At 56.8% G+C, this 20,515-nt stretch carries 24 protein-coding genes; 12 read left to right on the forward strand and 12 right to left on the reverse strand.

The annotated features are described in order from the left end of the window. Positions 1-2: 2 nt before the first annotated feature. Entirely contained in the window at positions 3-602 is a 600-nt protein-coding gene (locus ACIOU9_RS14635) for a cysteine hydrolase family protein (RefSeq protein ID WP_402697349.1), read from the reverse strand. Positions 603-740: 138 nt separating this feature from the next. After that, entirely contained in the window at positions 741-1,262 is a 522-nt protein-coding gene (locus tag ACIOU9_RS14640) for a CHAD domain-containing protein (protein WP_402473657.1), read from the reverse strand. A gap of 510 nt (positions 1,263-1,772) precedes the next feature. On the opposite strand from ACIOU9_RS14640, the gene ACIOU9_RS14645 reads away from it, so the two are divergent. The 4 genes from ACIOU9_RS14645 (at position 1,773) to ACIOU9_RS14660 (ending at position 4,269) form a co-directional block, all read left to right on the forward strand. Next, on the forward strand, positions 1,773-2,417 hold the full coding sequence (locus tag ACIOU9_RS14645; RefSeq protein ID WP_332487487.1) for a hypothetical protein: 645 nt from the start codon (positions 1,773-1,775) through the stop codon (positions 2,415-2,417). Between the two features lie 11 nt (positions 2,418-2,428). Continuing rightward, positions 2,429-2,719, forward strand: coding sequence for a hypothetical protein (locus ACIOU9_RS14650; protein WP_332487489.1), 291 nt, complete (start codon positions 2,429-2,431; stop codon positions 2,717-2,719). Between the two features lie 554 nt (positions 2,720-3,273). Next, positions 3,274-3,924 (forward strand): alpha/beta hydrolase, encoded by a 651-nt coding sequence (locus ACIOU9_RS14655; RefSeq protein WP_402697351.1) that lies wholly within the window; start codon positions 3,274-3,276, stop codon positions 3,922-3,924. Positions 3,925-4,146: 222 nt separating this feature from the next. Then, complete coding sequence (locus ACIOU9_RS14660) at positions 4,147-4,269, forward strand: hypothetical protein (RefSeq protein ID WP_402697353.1); 123 nt, start codon at positions 4,147-4,149, stop codon at positions 4,267-4,269. A 41-nt stretch (positions 4,270-4,310) separates the two neighbouring features. On the opposite strand, the gene ACIOU9_RS14665 is transcribed toward ACIOU9_RS14660, so the two are convergent. Then, positions 4,311-5,411 carry a hypothetical protein gene (locus tag ACIOU9_RS14665; protein WP_402697354.1) on the reverse strand — a complete coding sequence of 367 codons (1,101 nt, stop codon included), beginning with the start codon at positions 5,409-5,411 and terminating at the stop codon, positions 4,311-4,313. A 78-nt stretch (positions 5,412-5,489) separates the two neighbouring features. Between ACIOU9_RS14665 and ACIOU9_RS14670 the strand changes: the two genes are divergently transcribed. Continuing rightward, entirely contained in the window at positions 5,490-5,921 is a 432-nt protein-coding gene (locus ACIOU9_RS14670) for a MarR family winged helix-turn-helix transcriptional regulator (protein WP_133834408.1), read from the forward strand. 24 nt (positions 5,922-5,945) lie between these two features. Here the strand turns inward: ACIOU9_RS14670 and ACIOU9_RS14675 are convergent, their stop codons facing one another. Genes ACIOU9_RS14675 through ACIOU9_RS14695 form a run of 5 tightly spaced genes read right to left on the reverse strand, consistent with a single transcriptional unit; the run spans position 5,946 to position 8,631 of the window. Then, positions 5,946-6,155: a DUF1653 domain-containing protein gene (locus tag ACIOU9_RS14675; RefSeq protein ID WP_013347838.1), complete on the reverse strand. Its 210-nt coding sequence runs from the start codon at positions 6,153-6,155 to the stop codon at positions 5,946-5,948. A 38-nt stretch (positions 6,156-6,193) separates the two neighbouring features. Beyond that, complete coding sequence (locus tag ACIOU9_RS14680; protein ID WP_105658556.1) at positions 6,194-6,685, reverse strand: molybdenum cofactor biosynthesis protein B; 492 nt, start codon at positions 6,683-6,685, stop codon at positions 6,194-6,196. Continuing rightward, complete coding sequence (gene moaC, locus ACIOU9_RS14685) at positions 6,675-7,151, reverse strand: cyclic pyranopterin monophosphate synthase MoaC (RefSeq protein ID WP_332487502.1); 477 nt, start codon at positions 7,149-7,151, stop codon at positions 6,675-6,677. The genes ACIOU9_RS14680 and moaC overlap by 11 nt, the downstream gene beginning before the upstream one ends. After that, positions 7,144-8,376: a molybdopterin molybdotransferase MoeA gene (locus ACIOU9_RS14690; RefSeq protein ID WP_402697356.1), complete on the reverse strand. Its 1,233-nt coding sequence runs from the start codon at positions 8,374-8,376 to the stop codon at positions 7,144-7,146. The genes moaC and ACIOU9_RS14690 overlap by 8 nt, the downstream gene beginning before the upstream one ends. A 3-nt stretch (positions 8,377-8,379) precedes the next feature. Next, a complete protein-coding gene (locus ACIOU9_RS14695) occupies positions 8,380-8,631 on the reverse strand; it encodes a MoaD/ThiS family protein (RefSeq protein WP_402697358.1) in 252 nt (83 codons plus the stop codon). 37 nt (positions 8,632-8,668) lie between these two features. Between ACIOU9_RS14695 and ACIOU9_RS14700 the strand changes: the two genes are divergently transcribed. The 4 genes from ACIOU9_RS14700 to ACIOU9_RS14715 all read left to right on the forward strand — a co-directional run bounded on the left by ACIOU9_RS14700 (position 8,669) and on the right by ACIOU9_RS14715 (position 12,294). Further along, positions 8,669-9,850, forward strand: a complete 1,182-nt coding sequence (locus tag ACIOU9_RS14700; protein ID WP_402697360.1) for a ThiF family adenylyltransferase — start codon at positions 8,669-8,671, stop codon at positions 9,848-9,850. Beyond that, on the forward strand, positions 9,847-10,254 hold the full coding sequence (locus tag ACIOU9_RS14705) for a molybdenum cofactor biosynthesis protein MoaE (protein WP_402697362.1): 408 nt from the start codon (positions 9,847-9,849) through the stop codon (positions 10,252-10,254). Before ACIOU9_RS14700 ends, ACIOU9_RS14705 begins: the two co-directional genes overlap by 4 nt. Before the next feature lie 479 nt (positions 10,255-10,733). Continuing rightward, on the forward strand, positions 10,734-11,231 hold the full coding sequence (locus tag ACIOU9_RS14710) for a hypothetical protein (RefSeq protein ID WP_402697363.1): 498 nt from the start codon (positions 10,734-10,736) through the stop codon (positions 11,229-11,231). A gap of 1 nt (position 11,232) precedes the next feature. Next, complete coding sequence (locus tag ACIOU9_RS14715) at positions 11,233-12,294, forward strand: protein kinase (RefSeq protein WP_402697365.1); 1,062 nt, start codon at positions 11,233-11,235, stop codon at positions 12,292-12,294. A gap of 781 nt (positions 12,295-13,075) precedes the next feature. Here ACIOU9_RS14715 and ACIOU9_RS14720 read toward each other — a convergent pair. The 3 genes from ACIOU9_RS14720 to ACIOU9_RS14730 form a co-directional block, all read right to left on the reverse strand. Continuing rightward, entirely contained in the window at positions 13,076-13,870 is a 795-nt protein-coding gene (locus tag ACIOU9_RS14720) for a hypothetical protein (RefSeq protein WP_402697367.1), read from the reverse strand. 321 nt (positions 13,871-14,191) lie between these two features. After that, on the reverse strand, positions 14,192-15,991 hold the full coding sequence (locus ACIOU9_RS14725; protein WP_402697369.1) for an ATP-dependent nuclease: 1,800 nt from the start codon (positions 15,989-15,991) through the stop codon (positions 14,192-14,194). Between the two features lie 613 nt (positions 15,992-16,604). After that, complete coding sequence (locus ACIOU9_RS14730) at positions 16,605-17,561, reverse strand: helix-turn-helix transcriptional regulator (RefSeq protein ID WP_402697370.1); 957 nt, start codon at positions 17,559-17,561, stop codon at positions 16,605-16,607. A 104-nt stretch (positions 17,562-17,665) separates the two neighbouring features. Between ACIOU9_RS14730 and ACIOU9_RS14735 the strand changes: the two genes are divergently transcribed. The 3 genes from ACIOU9_RS14735 to ACIOU9_RS14745 are packed head-to-tail and all read left to right on the forward strand — an operon-like array spanning position 17,666 to position 19,422. Continuing rightward, positions 17,666-18,211, forward strand: coding sequence for a DinB family protein (locus ACIOU9_RS14735; RefSeq protein WP_166650882.1), 546 nt, complete (start codon positions 17,666-17,668; stop codon positions 18,209-18,211). A gap of 57 nt (positions 18,212-18,268) precedes the next feature. Beyond that, on the forward strand, positions 18,269-18,865 hold the full coding sequence (locus tag ACIOU9_RS14740; protein WP_133835082.1) for a helix-turn-helix transcriptional regulator: 597 nt from the start codon (positions 18,269-18,271) through the stop codon (positions 18,863-18,865). After that, the gene (locus ACIOU9_RS14745) at positions 18,862-19,422 is read left to right on the forward strand and encodes a DUF6036 family nucleotidyltransferase (protein ID WP_133835083.1); all 561 of its coding nucleotides are present in this window, start codon (positions 18,862-18,864) and stop codon (positions 19,420-19,422) included. The genes ACIOU9_RS14740 and ACIOU9_RS14745 overlap by 4 nt, the downstream gene beginning before the upstream one ends. On the opposite strand, the gene moaA is transcribed toward ACIOU9_RS14745, so the two are convergent. Continuing rightward, positions 19,419-20,459 carry a GTP 3',8-cyclase MoaA gene (gene moaA / locus ACIOU9_RS14750; protein WP_402697373.1) on the reverse strand — a complete coding sequence of 347 codons (1,041 nt, stop codon included), beginning with the start codon at positions 20,457-20,459 and terminating at the stop codon, positions 19,419-19,421. The genes ACIOU9_RS14745 and moaA overlap by 4 nt on opposite strands. Positions 20,460-20,515 lie beyond the last annotated feature (56 nt).

Genomic DNA, 20,515 nt, shown 5'->3' on the forward strand with positions numbered 1-20,515 from the left:
GATCACGCGACGGCCGGATCCCACTGGATTTCGTCGCACGTGAGGATCGTGGCGAGCAGCCCGAGTGACTCGATGCTCGCTGCATGCGCCGCTTCGGTGGCCGCCGAGCACGCATCTTCCACGATCGCCACCCGGTAGCCGTGGTCCACAGCAGCCCGGGCCGTGCTTTCCACCGAGATATTGGTGGCTACCCCGGCGATCAGCAGGGTGCCGATGTTGCGGGATCGGAGCAATTCAGCCAGTTCCGTGCCTAAGCCGCCGACCTGCTGGTTGGTGATGACAGCATCGCCGGGGCTCGGGATCAGCGGCGGAATGATGGCCGCCGATTCGGTGCCGTCCACCAGGCAGCCTGCCTGCTGCACCATCTGCAGCAGCGGGGAATTGGGCACCAGATCGCTATAGTCCGGTGCGAAGGCGATGCGGGTGTAGATGATGGGGGCGCCGGCCGTGCGGGCCTGCTCCAGCAGCCCGGCCAGTTGGCCCACCACGTTCCGGCGGGTGATCTGCTCGTGGAACATGTCCGCGAAGGCGCCATTGGGCCCGATGATGTCCCCCTGGTTGTGGATGGACACCACTGCGGTCCTGGACGGGTCGAAAATCATGGGATGCCCCTTCCCATAGGCCGCTGACCTCTTCAGCAGCGCTCGATTTCAGCTTGCCATGAAGCGAGCCGCGCAGGCCAGCGCTTATTGACGGGATTCGCGCGGATCCCGGCTGGAAGGATCTCCATGCTCGCCTGCCTAGTCTCGAAGTGCGGCCAGGCCAGAGAGCTGAGCATCATGCCAGGTTTTGGAATAATCGCGGACCACGGCGGCGGAGATGGCTTCTTCGGCGTCCAGCATCTTGCAGCAGGCCTTGAGCAGCTTGAGGGAGGAATCGTCCCGTTGGGCAACCGAGTCCAGGTAAGTTCGCAGCATCGCGCTGTCCTGGTGCCGGCCTAGGATTCTCTGTAGCTTGCGCACGTGCCGCAGCAGCGCACCGGCGCCATCAAGCCCTCCGTAGGCCAGGGACTCGGCAAGATGCATCAGTGCCTTGGCTGCCTTGCGCTCCTGGTGCAGTGCCTCGTCGCGGACGGCTCCCGCGGCGGCCTCGCCGGAGTCGTGGTGGGCGTCTTCCAGGGAGCGGATCGACGCGCTCAGCAGCCTTTCGGCCTCACCGGCGGCCGGGCGCTGTTCTGATTTTGAGGCCCGAATGACGGACGGCAACTGGTCCAGCATGGCCAGCTTACCCCGGAAACGCTCGCTGTCCAGGGCGTTGCGCACTTCCTGTTCGCCTTGGTTAAAACAGCAAGCGTGCACCGGCGTTGCATCTGCAGTGACACCCGCAGCAATAAAATCCGGCAGCGGCCAGGCAGATTCCCACCATTGGTCGACAAAGAGTGAGTCGGCAGTTTGCCAGTCTTTGACGCCGGGGTGGGCCTGTGGATCTATGGCGGAGGCGCTGACCTAAGCGGGCATGGTTGCCCGTCCTTGACAGGAAAGAAACGGATCTAGAATACGACGGCGGGTATCAGCCGCGTGCGGTGCCCAGAAAAGACAAGGTACACACAGCATCCCGTGTGAGCGGTTGGCTGGCCGGCGCATGCAAGCTCAAGAGCTTGGACTTGCCCTTTGCGAGTTTATGCAAGGTTCTAGTCTCAAATTACTGGCGTGCGGCTGCCTACGGCTGTCGAACTAATTGAAAATATTTCTTCCAAACGTAATTTCAATAATCCAAGTGAGTTATGATTACCATCGTTAGTAGAAAAATCGATTATCAAAGGACAAAGCAAAGTGAAGTTTAGGCAGATTTTGGCAGTCATTGCCGGTGTGGGACTTGCAATGTCTTCAACGGTCGTTGCAAATGCGCAACCGCTAAACACTGTGGTAACGACAGATTCGACGATCACGGAAATATCGGTGGAACAATTGAACGAGCACAGTTCGCTGATTTTCCCGCCAGCTTCAGATGCAGAGTCGCCAAGCGGACTTCAGGTAGCAAATCCAGCGCTACTGGGCGCGATAGACAGCTTCAATTGTAACGTCTCTCGTAATAGAGGTTGGAATGTAACTTCTTACACAGCTAAGGGCTATAGTGCGTTTGCTGGCGGAAAAGTTAATCTGAAGTGTGGAACGTCTAGCACCTCTGGATACTTGCACATAAAGTCTCGACATGCATATGAGTGGGCCAAGCGTATTGGTTCTGTGGGAGGATATGGGCGTTGGGATGATTTTATGGATTACGCAACGCGCAGCATTCTGAAAAATCCTGCGATGATTCGCAATGCGGGCGGCGGAAAGCTCTGTTATAGCGCACCGATTGTGCTTACGAATGCCAAACGTACAAAAAAGGTAACTTTCAACCCGACCGTCGTTATTTCGAAAACGAACAAGTTGGTTATAACGTCTTATCCAAGTTCTAAGCCGGCGTGCAGGTGAGGAGATAACGCATGACGAAAACTCTCATGATCGTTCCCCAGTGGACGAACATTTTGCCCATTGAAATGCCCTATGAACAAGGATATTTTAGCGGTGATCCACTTCCGATGGTTCCCGAGGACATTGCGAATCGTTTGATTCAATGGAATCAAAGATTTATCGATAAGTATGACGAAGTTGCTGGCTGGACAGAGCAAGATCTAAGTTCGGTTCACTGGGCCGAAGGTGAAGTGCTCCGGCGGCAACTCGTGGAAGCCCTGGGCGATGAATATCGGATAATCATCACTCGCTCCTACCGGTGAATTCTCAAATCACGGCGACAAGATTCAGCGCCGTTTATGAATCCGGAATAATATAATGTGAACTTGAGAACCGCAGTCTGGTCCAGAGTGTGGTTCTCAAGCGTTAATGACCATGTTGCGCGGAATTTACGAATGCCCCGGTCCGTGATCCTGAGTTTGAGATTCGTGGATTCTGTCGCCAAATTTTTGCGTGAAGTGGGACGGGATGCCTCCGGAATCAGTGATTCCGCCAAAGGAAATCCACAAGTTTTCGCATTGGGCTGGGGTCGATTCCGGCCCGCGATTATCTTTGTTGACCAGCTGGTTCGCGCTTCTGCCTCGCGACTCTTGGCGGGGGGTGAGCTCGATCGCGGCGTAGATCGCTTCAGAAATTCCGAATGGGCCTTGGCGGGAGTATGTGACGGCCAGGATGACGAATTTTAAGTGACAGAATTTACTTGTATCTTCAACAAATTGCAGTATGCTTGAACTATTGAGTTTTGCCGGGGAGAAGCGAAATCCGCAATTCCTCCCCAGGGCACCGTCACCGGCAACTGATGAGGAGTTGACCTGCCATGAGCAACTTGTTGAGCGAAGTGCGTTCTTCCAACTGGGATGACGCCGTGGAATCCGGTGCCGTGTTGGTCTTCCTGCATGGCTTCGGCTCCAATGAACACGACCTGGGCTCGCTCGCCGAACCGCTGGGATTGGATCTGCCTTGGGCTTCGCTGCGCGCTCCGCTGGAATTGGGCCACGGCGGGGCCGCCTGGTTCCAGATCACCACTCCGGGCGTCCCCGACGCGGCGCCGGTGCAAGCGGCCACCGCGGCGATCTGGGCCTGGATCGATGCAAATGTAGACACCGCCACCAAGATCATTCCAATCGGTTTCTCCCAGGGCGGGTTGATGGCCAGCCAGCTGCTGCGCACCCGGCCCGAGCGGGTGCTGGCCACCACGATCCTGGGCGGATTCGTCTTAGGCGGCACCCAGCCAGCCGATGAAATCATCGCCGCGCAGCGTCCAACTGTGTTCTGGGGCCGTGGCACCGAAGACCGGGTCATTGCCCCGGTCGCCATTGAACGCACCGCCAAGTTCCTGCCCGAGCATTCGACCCTGACCGCCCACACCTACCCGGGGTTGGCCCACGGGATCAACATGGATGAACTGAACGACGTCCGCAGCCATATCACCGCGCAACTTGACCTGATACCGCTGGGCAAGTCCTGAAGCGCGGCTGGCGGGCAGCAGTGCCCGACGGCCGGGATAACCTTGTGTCATGGACAATGTCGAGCAGTCACTGAGCAGAATCCGCGCGGCGATCGAGAAGCTGCATCTCGCAGCGGCCCAGGACCATGACGCGCAACGCGCCCATGCGGCACGCTGGCTCGAAGAGGCCTTTTCGAGAATATTGAAAGCCGAGAGCAGCTGCGAGAGGCTGCCCGGAAGGCCTTGGAACTCTACCGCGGTGGTATGGGGTCCTTCCAGGATGTGGGAACCGCGGTCATGGATGACGCGGTGAGCGGACTGCGCCGAGCCTTGGGCTCCGCGCGCTCCTGGCTCTTGCGCAGCTAGGAACGGCATCCGGCAGGGAATAATCCCCGCGGCGCGTGCCGCTACGCGGCGACGGTTTCCTCGACGTCCCGGATCTTGGCATTTTCATCGGCTACGCGGGTTCTGCGCACGCTCCAGGCGTGGGTCAGGATGACCAGCAGGATGCCGGGGATCAGCCAGAGGATTAGCCGCAGGATATCCATGCCGATGGACTGCCCGGGGAAGTAGACGAGGGTCTGCACTGCGTGCAGCCATCCGGCGCCATTCCAGAAGGTATTGAGTGCACCGTAGAATCCCGGCTGCATTTGCGGCTGGAAGATCCCGCCGGAACTGGTGAAGTTCAACGCGACGAAGCACAAGGTCAGCGTCGGGGTGGTCCAGTGGCGCAGCAGTGGATGCAGGCCCAGGCCCAGCAGGGTGATGCCGGCGGCGTAAACCCAGGAAATCAGCCAGATGCCCGCGTAATGATCCTCGATGATCCGGTAGACCGGGCCCGCGATCAGCACCGCGATTGTGGCAACCACCGCTGCGGCAACCGCCGCCATGGCGAAGCGCACGGGCAGCTTAACCTTGCCCATGAACCCGGCCAGCGGCACGGCGCTGGCGTAGCCGCCAATGCTCAAGGCGACCAGCAGGAAGAACAGCCCCTGCCCGGTGGTGTCCTGCTCGCCGGTGGGCACGACATCTTCGATGCGCAATGGCTGGCCTTGTTCGTAGGCTACGTCCAAGAAGACTTTCTGGGCGATATTCGCCGAGGTTTCCGACGCGGCGCTAGAGCTGTAGAGCGTTGCCGTGCCGCCGCTGGTTTCGTAGGCGGCCAGGAGCTCGCGCTGCTCTACCAGTTTCCGGGCCTGGTCCGCATCGGCGACGGTGCGCACATTCAATGCACCGTCGGACCCATCCTGCAGGGTCTGGGCGAAAACCTTGGATTGCGCGGAATCGCCCACCACCGCCACCTGCACGTTGTGCGGACTGGGCGCGTGGAAGGCCCCCAGATAGAACAATCCCATGATGGCGCACAGGAAGAACGGGATCAGCATGGTCAACGCGAGCTTTCCCCAGCCCAGTGGTGCCGGCTTGGCTGCGGGGGACTTCTTCTTGGCCGGATTATCGGCATGCTTGGAAGCGGGGGATTGGCGCGGGGCGTTGTCGGTGAGAGTCATCAGCATTAAAGAATACGCTTAATGTTGCATGATGCAACATTGAGTGCCCGGCAAAGCCCTGCGTACTAGACTCGGAACATGGGCAAGGAACAGCGGGAAGCCGATATCCAATCGATCTTCCATCACATGCAAATGATTACCCGACGTGCCAATACGCGCTCACGCCAGCTGGCCGAGCCGCTGACACTCGTGGAGCATTCCCTGCTGCGCTTCATTGCCGATACTCCCGGAACCCGGGCCACCGACATTGCCGAGGCGTTCTCGCTGAACCGCTCGACAGTCTCCCGGCAGGTAGGCACGCTGCTGGACTTGGGATATATCGCCTATGACGATGCGGAATCCGGGCGCGGCCGCGTAGTGGAACTGACTGGCGTGGGCCGCGAGCGGCTTCAGGCTTCCGCCGCCGTGCACCGCGCTGCGGTAACCGATCGTCTGGAGGGCTGGAGCGAAGAGCAGATCTCGGCCTTTGCCGAGGCCTTGGAACGCTATAACGTTGCCGACTCGCAGTAGGTCCAGGGAAATCTGCAACTTGCCCTAGGCGATCCTGGCGAAACGCGGGCCGTTGTAGCCATCGCGTTCAACGTGTTCCGCAAACATCTCCAGCGGCCGAGCCCAGAAGCTGTAGTCGTCGTAGAGCTTGCGGTAGAAGACCAGCGGCTCTTCGGTTTCGCTGTGCTTCCCCACGGCCAGCACCTCGTAGCGCTGGCCCTTGAAGTGCTGGTAGATTCCGGGTTCGATGCTCAACCTGGTGGCCTTTCTGATCAATGATGGTGCTAGAGAACTTACCGCGGGCCGTGCCCGGTGCCGCCGCTGCGCTGGACCAGCAGGTGCTCCAGGATCGGATCCAGGACGGCCAGCCCGTCTTTCACTCCGCCGGTGGACCCGGGCAACGTGATGACGAAGCTGTTACCGGAGAATCCTGCGACCCCGCGGGTAATGATGGACAGCGCGGTGGTCGCTTCTCCGCGCCGGCGGATGGCCTCGATGATTCCGGGCAGCTGGACATCCAGCAGCGGGGCAACCATTTCGGGGGACTGGTCATCGGGTGAGACCCCGGTCCCGCCGGTCACGATCACGACCTGCGCGTCGTTGGCCAGCAGATCATCCACGGCAAAACGCACCGGCTGCCCGTCGGCCACCACCGTCGGCTCGCCGGTCTCGAAACCGCGCTCGGACAGCCACCGGGTGATCAGCGGACCGGTCTTGTCTTCGGCGGTGCCTGCTGCGGCACTGGTCGAAGCAACCACCACGGCCGCCATGCGGCTAGTCTCCACGAACCCAGTCACCGCTCTTGCCGCCGGACTTCGCCAAAACCTTCACCGAGCGGACCTCGGCGTGCTTGTCCACGGCCTTGACCATGTCGTAGAGGGTCAGAGCCGCAACGCTGGCCGCGGTCAACGCTTCCATCTCCACCCCGGTGACGCCCTTGGTGGTCACCTGGGCGGTGACGCGCACCGCGGATTCCTCGGCGGTGAAATCAATGGACACCTTGGAAATCGGCAGCGGGTGGCACAGCGGAATCAGTTCCCAGGTGCGCTTGGCCGCCATGATGCCAGCGACCCTTGCGGTGCCCAACGCCTCGCCCTTGGGCAACTGCCCGGTCATCAGCATCGGGACAACATCCGGGCGGGTGGCGAAGATGGCTTCGGCGGTGGCCACGCGCTTGGTGACGGCCTTGTCGCTGACATCGACCATATGGGCGCTGCCGTCTTCGCGCAGGTGGGTGAGTTTCTCAGACATTCATGCTCCAAGTTTCGATGCTTTGGCCGGCAGCCAACTGGCTGACGCCTACCGGGATATGCACCAGCGCATCGGCGCGGGCCAGATCGTGGACCAGGTGGGATCCCGGATCCAGGATGGCGACCTGGCCATCGCGGATCAGCGCTCGGCGCACCTGGTGCTTGTGCTCGGGGGAACTGGCATCGGCTGCCAGCGGGTAGTGCCTGGGCAAGGGCTCTGGCAGGGCATTGAGCTGTCGCAGCAGCGGAGCCAGGAACAGTTCTGCCGATAGCAGGGCACTGACCGGGTTGCCCGGGAAGCACAGCACCGCTGCCTTGGCCAGTCGGGCGAAGCCTTGCGGGCCGCCGGGCTGGATGGCCACATGATGGAAAACCCCGCCTAGCGGCGACAGCGCTTGGCGGACCACTTCGTAGGCTCCAGCGCTGATGCCGCCCACGGTTACGATCAGGTCAACCTGTTCCTGCAAGGCATCGATGGCCAGGGCGAAGCGCTGCGGATCATCGGGCAGCTGCAAGGTGCGCACCTGCACCTGATAGCGGCGCAACCAGGCTGCGAGCATAGGGGAATTCGAGTCCGGGATCTGGCCCTGGGAACGCTGCCCATCGCTGAGCTCATCACCGGTTGTGCACACGGCCACCTTCAAGGCCCGGCGCACCGGTATTTCACGCAGCCCGCTGGAAACCAGTGCGGCAATCATGGTCGGGGTCAGCCGGGTTCCAGCCTTGGCCACCAAAGCGCCGGTTTCGAGATCAACGCCGGCGGGGCGGATGAAGCGGCCCACGACGCTGGGGGCCGAGAATTCCGCGTGGCCGCTGGGGGTGCCAACGCCGGCACGGACCAATTCCGGGAAAGCGCCAGAGCCGCTGTCCTCGATGGGGATGACAGTGTCAGCACCCAGCGGGATCATCGCACCGGTCATCACCGGACTGACCGTCCCTTCAGCCAGGGGTATTTGCCGGTCGCCGGCGGCAGCCGTGAAACCCAACGGCAAAGAGATGGGGGAGCGGAGCGAGGCTGCTGCCAGATCCGCGCTGCGCGCAGCGTAGCCATCCATCTGCGAATTGGTGAACGCAGGGATGGGCAAAAGGGCGTACTGGTCCTCGCTGAGGATTCGATCGCTGGCCTCAGGGCTATCGACGGGCAGCACTTCGCTGTCCAGGCAGGCGAAGACCGGGGACAGCAGCTCTTCAAGTTCCGCGCGATGGCTTTCCAGAGTGCAGGACATGGACTATCCGCCTGCGAACGGCGGCAGGACATCCACGGTCAGATCGTCGGCCGTGCCCAGCTCGCCGGCATCGCGGCGCACCACGCCGTTGATCAGGAAACTTCCGGCGCGCAAAACCTGGGCCATTTCAGGTCCGTAGGAATCGATCAGTTCGCTACGCAGCCTGGCGAGTGTATCGGGGCGTTCCCAGCTCTCCTGCTCGCAGCCCGCTGTTGCCGCCGCGGCAGCGAAGTAGCGTATCGTAATCTTCGACATGACTTCATGCTATCGCGCCTAGGCGATAAGGAGCACGATGAAAAGCGAACGCGACTTTCCCGCGCTTGTGGCCCCCGGGCCGCCACTGAGCGGCGAACAGACTGCACGAGCTGCACGCCAACTCTCGTTGCCCGGATTTGATGACACCGCGCAGCGCCGGCTGGCTGCCGCCCGGGTACTGGTTATCGGCGCCGGAGGGCTGGGCAGCGCCAGCGTCCCGTATCTGGTCGGAGCGGGGGTAGGCACCATCGGCATCGTGGATGATGACGTGGTGGAGCTATCCAACCTGCACCGCCAAGTCACGCACACCACCGCTAATATCGGCTTGGCCAAGACCGCTTCCTTGGCGCAGGCCGCCACGGCGCTGGACCCCAATGTGAAGATCATCGAGCATAATCTGCGCCTGGATTCTTCCAACGCGCTGGAGATCTTTGCGAATTATGACCTCGTGATCGACGGCAGCGACAACTTCCCGACCCGATACCTGTCCAATGACGCAGCGCAGCTTTCGGGCATTCCCCTGATCTGGGGATCGATCCTGCAGCATCACGGACAAGTTTCCGTGGCCTGGCATGAGCATGGCCCGGGCTACCGCGACCTGTTCCCGGTTCCGCCGGCCCCGGGCACCGTCCCGGATTGCGCGGCCGGGGGAGTGCTTCCCGGATTGTGCGGAACCGTCGGCTCGCTGCTGGCCACCGAAGCCTTGAAGCTGATCTCCGGAATCGGTGCCCCGCTGGTGGGCAAGGTGCTGATCTACGATGCGCTGGCTGCCAGCACCCGCACCCTCGAATTCTCCCGGGACCCCCAAACTGCTGAAGTCACCGAGCTGATCGACTACGTGCTCTTCTGCTCGGGAGCACTTCCCGAGGCTCAAGGCATCGGCGCCGAGGCGCTCGCCGAGTTGCTAGTTGGTTCCGATACTCCGGTTTTATTGGACGTGCGCAATGATGACGAACGCGCACAACAGCATATTGCCGGTTCCTTGCATCTGCCGCTGCCCCAGCTGGAAGCAGCCATCGAATCCGGCGCAGATCTGGAACAGATCCCAGCACAGGTGACGGTCTACTGCGCCCGTGGCCCACGCTCGCAACGTGCAGCATCCTTGCTCGCCGGGCGAGGCATCAAAACCAAATATCTTGTAGGCGGGCTTCCCGCTCTGGCCGCGGTGGCCCCGCAGCTACTGGCCGAACCCGCACCTACCGAAGGAGCCCGCACATGAGCTACGCGCTGATTACCGAAGAACCTATCGACGAGGTTTCCGTCCGCGATGCCGTGCAGTCTGATACCGCCGGCGCGCTGGTGATGTTCCACGGGATCATTCGCAACCACGATGGTGGCCAGTCGGTGAATTCCTTGGACTACTCGCATCACCCGCAGGCGCAGGACTTCCTGGAGAGGATCATCGCCGAGGAAGAAGAACGCAGCGGCCTGAAGCTCTCAGCTGTGCACCGTGTGGGTCCGCTGAAGATTGGCGATGCCGCGCTGGTGGCCGCTTCGGCGGCCGCGCACCGCAAGGAAGCGTTCGACGCCATTGAGAACCTGGTTGAACGCATCAAGGCCGAGGTCCCGATCTGGAAAAAGCAGCACTTCACTTCCGGCAGCTCCGAATGGGTTGGGCTGTAGCCTTTTGTATTCAGGTAAGGCTTGATGGGCTGTGTAGGATTCAGTGCTCTAAGACAACTAGTATCCTGGTCCGTGCACGTTAGATCTATCTAGCGCGCATGAGTTGATAGTGTGTAGGTTTTCAACTCTTATGAGCGCAGTGTGACGAGAAACGTTTTAGGAAGCATCGATGCCTCTTTTGACGGTAGAGAACGAACCATGGATTAACGATGATGGGGACACAAGCAGTGTCTTGCAACGGATAGCTGATTCACGAATTAATGAAGGTAGTTGCAACACATGGTTGCAAGAAATCTGAGCCCTGAGTTCTCAAGAGTTCTATAGCGTTCTCAAGGATTTTCATCTGAAGAATCGGTGTGTGGCGCCATGCCTTGTAACCCTTGAGTTGCAAGACGTGGCTTTATGAATCTAAGAACGATCTATAAGTAACTCGGGAACCAAATTAACCGCTAATCCTTAGCAGCTGAAAAGATGGAATCATGATTTCAATCGGGGTAAGCATAAAAGGTTCAGTTTTGTACTTGGCAGCCATCACAGATTCGGAGAAAGAAGGGCACTATAGAAGTGCGTTACCGGGATCATTTGGAAAACTAACCCCAAGTGAAAACCTGTCAGGTGAAGTTCAGCTGCTCGATACTAAGAAACGCATTAGCGCGGACATTCGAGAATGGGGCGCGACTACCGTGACACTGCTGGATACAGCAAAGCACGCACAATGGACGTATTCCAATGCACAGAACCGGATCCTGTCGATTGGGGCATTAATGATCGCATGCGCGGAAGAGGCTGTTCTCTACAACGTGGTGAAGCCATCGACCGCAGGTCGTGCAGTAAATTCACCGAAACTCGATTCTATCGATCCTCAGAATTTTGGGTTCGAAGAGAAACCTACGTACTGGAGCGCGGGCTTAGGTGAAGCATTTGCTGTAGCTTCAGTGCACCTACAGCAAAAATTCCTTAAAACAATGAAAGGCTGAAATGTCTGGTGTAGTACATCGACTTCCTTACGAAGCAATAGTTAGCATGCCGGAGGGGATCAATGAGGTACGCCTATACCGGGATGAAATTCTGAAATGTGATGTAGTAGGAAAACGGCTTGATCTTTCGATGGTTGATGAAAAAACATTGCCGGAAGCTAGTACGCTCAAGAGTATCTCTCACCCCAACGTGGTGACCGTCCGTAGTGCATCGCACGTAGACGGATACGTAAATGATCCCACCATGCGCATTATCGAAATAGTAACGGACTATTATCCTCGAGGAAGTATTACAGATGCACTCCTGAAAGGAGAATTCTTTTCAGGGAATGAAGCGGTAGCTATTGTCCGCAATGCTCTAAGTGGTCTGCGAGAGCTACATACTAAACACGGAATTTGCCATAGGGACGTTAAAAGCGGAAATATACTTCTGACTGATCCACCTGTTCATTCTCTAATAGCAGATTTAGGAGTAGCAGGACTTTTCGATGAAAAGGGGGAAGTCGAGGCTGTAAATAATCCCACTCTATACAGTCCACCTGAACTTCTCACGACAGGCGTCTTAACCGCAGGCAGTGATCTTTATTCAATGGCTCTAGTTCTTCGAGAACTTGTTGGTGGCCGTTTTCCTTATGAAAACTACACGCGTGAAGGAGTAGTCCATGCTCTACAGCGGGGGGCGAGCCCTCTGTCTTCGCAAGACCTCCAACTACCCCCGTGGGCACCGAAAACCTTACGACGGGTCTATTCAAAGGCACTTCATCGCGATCCCAACAAGCGATTTGGCTCAGCAAAAGATATGGATTCCGCTCTTTCTAAAGTCAGAATTGCTTCCTGGAAACGAATCGATGAGTCTTCATGGGAAGCCCGGAAGAATGTGGACGATAATTTTTGCATCCGTGTCGATGTTAGAAAGACACGCTTAGGGTTAAATATGACCGTGCGGTCGAACCGTTCGGGTAAATTCCGGCGATTTCAGGGGTATCCCGATGTTCAGGTCCCCTCGCTTGAATCGAAAGAAGCCCAGCAAGTGTTTGATGCGGCTAATACCTACGCATTCTAGAAATCGCGCTATCCGCTGTGCTCGGGGAGTTTGAGAGGCACAATTAAAAACCAGGGATCCACGCGGTTGTACTAGTGAGTTGTTGGTAGAGATAATTTCATAGAGGCCATATTCGTACACCCACCAAGGCTAAATGGGCATAAATCTAGGGCCGTTACTGAGAGCTCCTCATCCGGACTCCGCGAGGGACGCGAAGATATTGAACACGAACAGACGGCCCGAAGAGCTGGTATCGAGATGCCTCACTGTTGCAGCGCATCCATGTGGCTGATCCAGCGACAGACGGAACGATCGAGCCGATCAAACCAGCCAACAATGAGATTACTTTAGGGCGGATTTGGTCAAGGAGCTTATCGAGTTCGGATCGTGATTCAAGAGTCCCGAAGGGCGTATCCGCGAAGATACAAAAGCTACCCACTTTGGTGAGCACATTGTGTTAAAGTTGCCCGTCTCGGTCGCCGGAGGAGCGTCCGGCGTACGTGTGAGGATGTCCAATGAATCCGAGCGTGTCAATACTCGTGAAATATGGTTACCTATGCAAAAAAGTTAGTGACACAGAGTTTTGCGACGAAATGACGCTGGAAATCTATTGAGTTTTCAACTGTCAGCTAATTGCGACGCGAAGCGTTGCTCTGTGTGTCAAAAACGATCGATATTGAGACCCGGGGTGATGGCTTATAACCCATGGTTTGGGAGACCGTACAGCGCCCATTTCCTGAGCTGTTTTTAATCTCAGATCTATCACTTACATGAAGGTCGAACCATACAATGGAGGTACGGCTTATTTCGGTGCTTCACAACGCTGGTCATACAGAGACCATCCTCGCTTTAGAATTTGATACGAGGCTTCAAAGGGCTGCGCAACTTCTTCCAATGACCCTCCGGCGACTCCTTCGCTGAGAATCTGCCCAGGTTTAGAGGCAAGAAATACTGTGCGTTGCGCCATAGACCAAGTCAATGAATGAGCATCGCCACTGAGCCTTCGCCACCACAAATTCACTTCCAGTTCTAAAGTCTTGTCCCGCTCATAGACCAACTTGGACGCGTAAGGAATAACGGCATCGGAGATGTTCAATGGCTTCCCAGCGCCTGCCTGAAGAGTTTGATCCAACCTCTCTGACAGCCATGCGATTTGGCTATCTATCGATTGACGTTCGGAATCGGTGATGTTCGGGTATCTGAGAGTGTCTATGTGGAATTGGCGTGATCGTTTGTAGGACTCTGCTACTGCCGCTAAACCGCGTGCACGTCGGACTTCACTTTCCTCAGGACCAAGAATGTATACGGCCTGCGAAGCAGCAAGGAGGGCGCTCCGCAACGTAGTGAAGTGCGCTATTGGGTAGAGCTGACCGGCCTTAATTGCTGTCCAAGCCAAACGAAGATGCTCCCCGGCAGATATCAAGCTAATACGCGCCATTTCGCTAATGGGATGTTCGGCAAATCCCGCATCGTCTAGCTGAAGCTCACTACCTCGCTCCGGAGGCTCTGGGCGTTTTGCTCTGATTCTCCATCGGTTAAGATCTACCTCGGTGGACTGCAAATGCGCAAAAAAGAATTCTTCAGAATCTCGAACCACAATAAGTTTCCATCATTCTTTCAAATCAGGCCATCTATCGGATCATCTCGAACCATACGTTTAGTCGACAGCGAATCCACGCTAAAACTCACTGATTAGGGTAATTGGCTTGGAACTTTGCCGGGTAGCAGTAATCGCAGCTGGTCGGATCGGAAATTCCAAGTCAAGCGAGCCCAACACAAACTCAACAGCCGGCACGGTCTCGTTGTCCTTAGAGGTCACTAGTGAACCCGATTCATCATAACGTGGGACACAAGATGTTCAGTAGCCAAAGCTTTGTCGGTGCGGATGGTTGGGATGTAAGAAATAAGTCACCATGCTTCAATCACCAAATATGAGCTGCTCCGATGAATTAATGATCCGGTCAATGTGTTTTTGAGTCTCCTCATTGTTTTGTTCGCCCATTTCAAGTGCTCTTGTTAACCAGTTTGGTCCTTTGCGTGAAACCACTTTGGGCGCAAGGCCTTCGAGCTCTCCGGTATGAACAGGCACTATGCCAACGGCTTCTAGATTTCGGAGCAACTTCTCGACGGCATCACGGGATTCTTTCGTAAAAGCAGTCAGCCCATATTTCTTAACATCAGCAAACGGCGAGTTGCCCCTTCTCGTAAGAATTTGCATTTCTTCCTTAGCTTCGCTGGTAAAAGCCTCGGTTCGGCGGTCTCCAAAGGCCTTTTCGATAGCTCCTAAAATGTAGCCAATAGTTAAAGGTTCGCGAGGTGAAGTAAACGGATTTGTTGCTTTTCTCCACAAGTCATCTTCCTCCGTACCCCAATTTCCGCCCAGTGCTTTTACAAGCTTTTCAACATCGCCTTTATCTCTCAAAAGGTCAAAATCAGGTGCCGCGACTACCGGAACCCCTACAGCATGTAAAGCCGTAGCGACCTTTGGGAAACTAGCTTTTCCCCCTGTTTGGACGAATAAATATTCACTTCTAGGGATTCTTCCAGAAGACCTTTCCGGATTATCTAAAGCAGCTGCCAAGTATCCACAATCAATTTCAGACTCAGCCAACACAACAACCTTGTGAAAAAGTGAATCCAGAATGTTAGTATATTTCAGTACTGGATCACGCCAAATTTCACTCAATACCCCTGAATCGAGTTGGCGTGCCGTGGAATTGCCATCTGCTGTTCTGGACACTCTAACTACTGTAACTTCGCCCTCCGATTCAAGAAGCCCCGTGAGAAAACTACGGTCGTGAGTCGCAACCATCACCTGAACTCGATTGTCCCGCGCGAGCTTTCCTAGCTCAACACCGAGAGCTCGAGCTTGGGGAGGATGGAGGAATGCTTCAGGTTCATCGAGAATAACTAATGGATAATTTGCGGCCATGATCGGGAGAATTTGGCCGAAGAAACTCCGCATTCCATCCCCCTGTTTATCAAGTGGGGGTAGCGCACTAATAGCGTTCCGATACTCCGTAGAGATGTCGTCAGCGGGAGGTACCGTCATATCAGTTTTCCCTACACGCAGACGGACAGTTGCGGCTAGAGCGTCCAGAGTTAGTGGTTGATGAAATACTCTCTCTGAAATCTGACTGAGCCGTCTTTTCAAGTTAGTGTCGCCTTCCAAGCTATGCACCGGATGGCTTGGAGGATCATCGGTTTCATTTCTTTTCGCTACAGAAGAGGTCATTTTCAGGCGTTCTTCAGCAGTTCCGTAAAAACACAGAAAGGGTGCTACCGAACGTAAGCCCTCATCTTTTTGATTCCAGAAGTACGCCATATTTCCCAGGTGACCAGTGCTATCGCTCATCCGAACGAATTGGTCTTGTCGCGCATCTTCCGTCGAGGGCTTAAAGATTGCATGCGCTCCTAGCCAGGAAAATAGGCTAGAAATTTCATTCGATTTTTCTATGGAGACACCCGAAACAGCAACTGTTTTTGAGTTCTTTCCGTTGGCCAACACCTCTTTTAATTCTTTTAGAATTGTTGACTTTCCAGCATTATTCGATCCAACTATAGCGGTTACACCGGATACCTGGGGGCGGATCTTGTCACCACTTTTCAAGGCTATCTCTTGAATACGGAAGAAGAATTCGTTAGCATCACCGCCGAACCATTCAGGGTGCTCAGGCCTATATGTGGATTCAAGAGATTCGAATGACCCAGTGTTCATAAATACATTATTCCCCAAAGCGCCAAAAATCGGCCGGCTGCGGTTGCACCTCGGCGAGCCGCTCGCAATGCGCGCCCACACCTGGTCAGCCATAGCGCAGAATGGCGTCCACGAATCTAGGATCAATTAAATACCCGACACATCCATCACCACAGTCCCGTTGTGCCTGACTGCGCAACATGCAGCAGTGCGGATAAAACACACGTCAGACCTAGGTCAGAGCATTGTCCTGTTTCGTCTTAAATAACGAGCGAAAGGGTCGAAAACTTACGGTTGGATCAAAGTTCCAATACTCGGCATCGCGTCGAGGTTCATGGGAGCGCCAGTCAAGACCTTTATTTCAAAGACAACACAGATGTTACTCGGGGAGGACGTAGGCGCATCTTCTGCGAATATAACAGCCTTTACTTTACATAACGTATCTTATCGGTAGTTGTTTAGTGGAGTTATGCTGACACCTAGTTTGAGGGCCGTAGATATGGGAATAAGAACCACGAAAATGTCTTCGTACCTGCGTAGGTAAAATGTTGTCGAGCCCGTAGGTGAACGGAGATCAATCCCCTAGTGAGCAACTGCTCGTCTTCAGTAATGTACTGCGACTGGTATTCATTCGTCATTCTCCGAACACCGGGGCGAGGTTGGATGACCACGAATCGAGCAGTTTTCGCAGTTCTTTAGGATGCACCTCGCTGACTTTCGACTCACTCATCGCTAGGCCGAAAGCCGCCCACCTCAGATCCATATTTTCGGTGCGCACTAGGCAACGGTCCGCATCGATCTGCTGGATCTGGAACCAGCGGCCAATGAGCGGCTCCAGCTTTTTGGCGTTGGCGTGAACACGCGCGCTCACCTCCGGTTGCCCGGTCCCGCGCAGCCCTGCGCGCACGAAGCCTGCGGCATCGCCACCTGGCACTGGGCGGGGCGTGAAGCGCAATGCCCTCGGCGAGGGATTCTGGGCGCGGTCCACGCGAAAGCTGCGCCAATCATCGCGGTCCAGATCAAAAGCCACCAGATAGTAGCGGTTTCCCACATTCACCAGCTGGACCGGTTCTACCCGGCGCGAACTTGCCGCTCCCTTGGCATCCTTGTAGTCGAAGGCGATCCGTTCATGATCGCGGCACGCCTGGGCCAGAGCCACCAGTACCGCCGGGTCCACCGGATCCGGCGCGGAGGACTGGGAGTTGAGCGGGATGGTGCTCGCGGTCAGCGCCTGCGCCCGCTTTCGCAGCCTGGCCGGAAGAACTGGCACGACCTTTCCCATTGCCCGCAACGCGGCCTCGGCCAGTGCAGAGGATCCTCCATGAACGGTGGACTGAAACGCGACCACCAAGGCCACGGCTTCCTCATCGTCCAGCACCAGCGGCGGCAGCGCGGCTCCAGAAGACAGCTGGTAGCCGCCGCCCACTCCGCGATCGGCCTGCACCGGGTAGCCGAGGTCGCGCAGCCGGTCGATGTCCCGGCGAACGGTGCGCAGGCTGACGTCAAGGCGTTCGGCGAGCTCGTCTCCGGACCAATAGCGATGGGTCTGCAGCAGTGAGAGCAAGCGCAAGAATCTGGTGCTGGTACTCATGCAACAAGTCTGCCTTGATTTAGGACAAAAACTGGCACTTTTCACTTCTATTCTGGTTACTACCAGCTGGAAATACCGGCTACAGCTTATGCCAGGAGGCAATCATGAGCACCATGGCCATCACCAACACCAAGCTCACCGGAGAACGCGCCGACCTGTTCCAGACCCTGGCCAACGCGAGGCATTTTTTGCGTTTTACGGTCCAAGGCTTGAGCGATGAGCAGGCGGAGCAGCGAACCACCGTGAGCGAGCTGACCCTCGGCGGGTTGATCAAACATGTCAGCGCAGTCGAAAAACAGTGGCAGGAATTCATGGTCAAAGGCCGGGCAGCCATGGCGTGGGACGGTGCGGATTTCAGCCAGATGCCACCCGAAGCGATCGAAGCATTCCATAACGAATTCCATATGCAGCCAGGAGATACTCTCGACGCGGTGCTGGAAAACTACGCTTTGATTGCCGACCGCACCGATGCGCTGCTGGCTGAGCTGGATCTGGACACCGTGCACGAGTTGCCTTCGGCCCCATGGTTTGTCGATATCCACTGGTCGGTGCGCCGCACCTTGCTGCACATCATCGCCGAGACCACCCAGCATTCAGGGCATGCGGACATCATCCGCGAATCCCTGGATGGGCAGAAGACCATGGGATAACAACAGGCGGCAATCAAACTTCTAGACAAAGTCACCGTACGGTGACATCATTTGATTATGAAAACCCCATCGTTCACTGTCGGAAGCCTGGCGGATAAGATCCGGACCCAACGTGGTTTCCTAGGGCTGACCCAAGCTGCCTTGGCAAATTCGGTAGGGGTTTCGCGTAAGTTCATCGTTGACTTGGAAGCAGGGAAAGAAACGGTGGCTCTGGGATTAGTGCTTAGGGTTCTGAAGAGACTTGGGTTTGAGGAGCCTGGGCTACGCATTATTAATGACAGGGGCGCTGAAATAGCTGAGGACTTCCGACAGACCCTGGAAGCCAAAAATTTCGAGTTCGCACTGCGTCTCATCAGTGAATATTCGACTGAATCTCTTGAAGCCGGGCGTCCACTCTTGGCACAGTCGCCTGAATTGGAGGACTCGCAATACCAAGTGGCTCTGGCGGCCATAACTAAGTGGATTGCGGGCCAGACCAATACGCCAGTCCCGCAGTGGACCTCGGACATTGTGCGACCAACGGAACCCGTGTTCCTCTCGGAAAAGTTGTATCCGGTAGGGGAGAAGATGAAGGAGCTAATTCGCGCTGAGACGCCTCCAGCACTTCAAGAACTGAATGTGTGGATTCGACAACGGAGCTTGGGAACAGCATGAGTAGAACGGGCTTGGGAAGAAACAGAGTCGTTGACCTGCTCGCAGAACTCGAACGGCGCCTGAACGAACAGGGACTCAACGTGAGAATTAGAGTCGTCGGGGGCTCGGCTATGCTTCTTCACGGCCTGATTGATCGTGCTACGGAAGATATCGATGCTTACTACTCGCATCGGACAGAAGTCGAAAAAATCATAGAGGCGATGGCGGCCGAACACGGCTTGCCTAAAAAGTGGTTGAACTCTAGTGCAGCCGCTTTCATCCCCGACAATGCCTCTTGGGCTCCCGCGCCGGACTCTATTCTTTCCGCAGTCGAAGTTGCTGATTTGCCGACTTTGACCGCCATGAAGCTGGCGGCGGAGCGCGACAAAGACATTCTTGATTTAGGGCACCTGGTCAACGCTTTAAGACTCAGCGACACCAGCGAATTACTTGAACTCGCCTATGACAAGTATGGAGAAGACTCAATTCCGTTGTCTGGGAGTCGGCAAAATTATGAGATTGTCGCAGAAGAGGCCATAACCGTCGCACGGCGTCTAAGAAGCAACAAGAACCCCTAGCCCCCGATGTAGGACATTTCGATGCGCTTGCGGTTGCCCGGGGTCAGCGCCGCACGCAGCTCGGAATAATTGTCATCGCGCTTGCGCCAATGCCCGGTCAGCGCCTTGGCAAGATCCTCGTCGCTGATCCCGTCGCGCATCAGCTGGCGCAGGTCATAGCCCGAGCCGGCAAACAGGCAGGTGTAAAGCTGGCCTTCGGCCGAGACCCGGGCGCGCGAGCAATTGCCGCAGAAGGCATTGGTGACGCTGGATATCACGCCGATCTCCCCGGCGCCGTCCTTGTAGCGCCAGCGGTTGGCCGTTTCGCCCGGTTCGGTTTTGGTGACCGGTTCCAGTGCCCAGCGCTCGTTGACCATGGCCACGACCTCGGAGGAGGGCAGCACCTCATCCAGCTTCCAGCCGTTGGTGGTGCCCACATCCATGTATTCGATGAAGCGCAGGATCGCCCCGCTGCCGCGGAAGTGCTCGGCCAGCGACAGGATCTCCGAGTCATTGACCCCGCGCTTGACCACGGTATTGATCTTCACCGGGCCCAGGCCCACTTCACGGGCCACGTCGATGGCGTGCAGTACCCGGGAGACCGGGAAGTCCACGTCGTTGATGGCCTTGAACTTCTCGTCATCCAAGGAATCCAGGGAGATGGTCACGCGGTTCAGCCCGGCTTCCTTCAACGCAGGTGCAAGCACCGGCAGCGCCGACCCGTTGGTGGTCATTGCCAGATCCACCGGCTGGCCCTCGGGGGTGCGCAGCTTGGCGAGCATGCCCACCAGGTCCACGATGCCGCGGCGCAGCAGCGGCTCGCCGCCGGTCAACCGCAGCTTGGTGACCCCCAGCGAAACGCTGACGCGGGCCAGCCGCTGGATCTCCTCGAAGCTGAGCAGCTCGGAGCGCTCGCGGAAAACGAAGTCGCGGCCGAAGATCTCCTTGGGCATGCAGTAGACGCAGCGGAAATTGCAGCGGTCTGTCACCGAAATCCGCAGGTCATGCAGGGGCCGTCCACGGGCATCGCCCAGGGTGCCGGCCGCTTGTGCTTTCATACACTCCACAGTAGCCCCCCGGCACCGTTGCGTGGAAGACGGTTAACCTGAAAGTA

This window comes from Glutamicibacter sp. NPDC087583 (assembly GCF_044743685.1).
Taxonomy (GTDB): domain Bacteria; phylum Actinomycetota; class Actinomycetes; order Actinomycetales; family Micrococcaceae; genus Glutamicibacter.

Bases quoted from the DNA above. Each gene is read 5' to 3' on its own strand.
- ACIOU9_RS14635 (WP_402697349.1), bottom strand. From the start codon at position 602: ATGATTTTCGACCCGTCCAGGACCGCAGTGGTGTCCATCCACAACCAG.
- ACIOU9_RS14650 (WP_332487489.1), top strand. From the start codon at position 2,429: ATGACGAAAACTCTCATGATCGTTCCCCAGTGGACGAACATTTTGCCC.
- ACIOU9_RS14655 (WP_402697351.1), top strand. From the start codon at position 3,274: ATGAGCAACTTGTTGAGCGAAGTGCGTTCTTCCAACTGGGATGACGCC.
- ACIOU9_RS14665 (WP_402697354.1), bottom strand. From the start codon at position 5,411: ATGACTCTCACCGACAACGCCCCGCGCCAATCCCCCGCTTCCAAGCAT.
- ACIOU9_RS14670 (WP_133834408.1), top strand. From the start codon at position 5,490: ATGGGCAAGGAACAGCGGGAAGCCGATATCCAATCGATCTTCCATCAC.
- moaC (WP_332487502.1), bottom strand. From the start codon at position 7,151: ATGTCTGAGAAACTCACCCACCTGCGCGAAGACGGCAGCGCCCATATG.
- ACIOU9_RS14690 (WP_402697356.1), bottom strand. From the start codon at position 8,376: ATGTCCTGCACTCTGGAAAGCCATCGCGCGGAACTTGAAGAGCTGCTG.
- ACIOU9_RS14695 (WP_402697358.1), bottom strand. From the start codon at position 8,631: ATGTCGAAGATTACGATACGCTACTTCGCTGCCGCGGCGGCAACAGCG.
- ACIOU9_RS14700 (WP_402697360.1), top strand. From the start codon at position 8,669: ATGAAAAGCGAACGCGACTTTCCCGCGCTTGTGGCCCCCGGGCCGCCA.
- ACIOU9_RS14705 (WP_402697362.1), top strand. From the start codon at position 9,847: ATGAGCTACGCGCTGATTACCGAAGAACCTATCGACGAGGTTTCCGTC.
- ACIOU9_RS14710 (WP_402697363.1), top strand. From the start codon at position 10,734: ATGATTTCAATCGGGGTAAGCATAAAAGGTTCAGTTTTGTACTTGGCA.
- ACIOU9_RS14715 (WP_402697365.1), top strand. From the start codon at position 11,233: ATGTCTGGTGTAGTACATCGACTTCCTTACGAAGCAATAGTTAGCATG.
- ACIOU9_RS14725 (WP_402697369.1), bottom strand. From the start codon at position 15,991: ATGAACACTGGGTCATTCGAATCTCTTGAATCCACATATAGGCCTGAG.
- ACIOU9_RS14730 (WP_402697370.1), bottom strand. From the start codon at position 17,561: ATGAGTACCAGCACCAGATTCTTGCGCTTGCTCTCACTGCTGCAGACC.
- ACIOU9_RS14735 (WP_166650882.1), top strand. From the start codon at position 17,666: ATGAGCACCATGGCCATCACCAACACCAAGCTCACCGGAGAACGCGCC.
- ACIOU9_RS14740 (WP_133835082.1), top strand. From the start codon at position 18,269: ATGAAAACCCCATCGTTCACTGTCGGAAGCCTGGCGGATAAGATCCGG.
- ACIOU9_RS14745 (WP_133835083.1), top strand. From the start codon at position 18,862: ATGAGTAGAACGGGCTTGGGAAGAAACAGAGTCGTTGACCTGCTCGCA.
- moaA (WP_402697373.1), bottom strand. From the start codon at position 20,459: ATGAAAGCACAAGCGGCCGGCACCCTGGGCGATGCCCGTGGACGGCCC.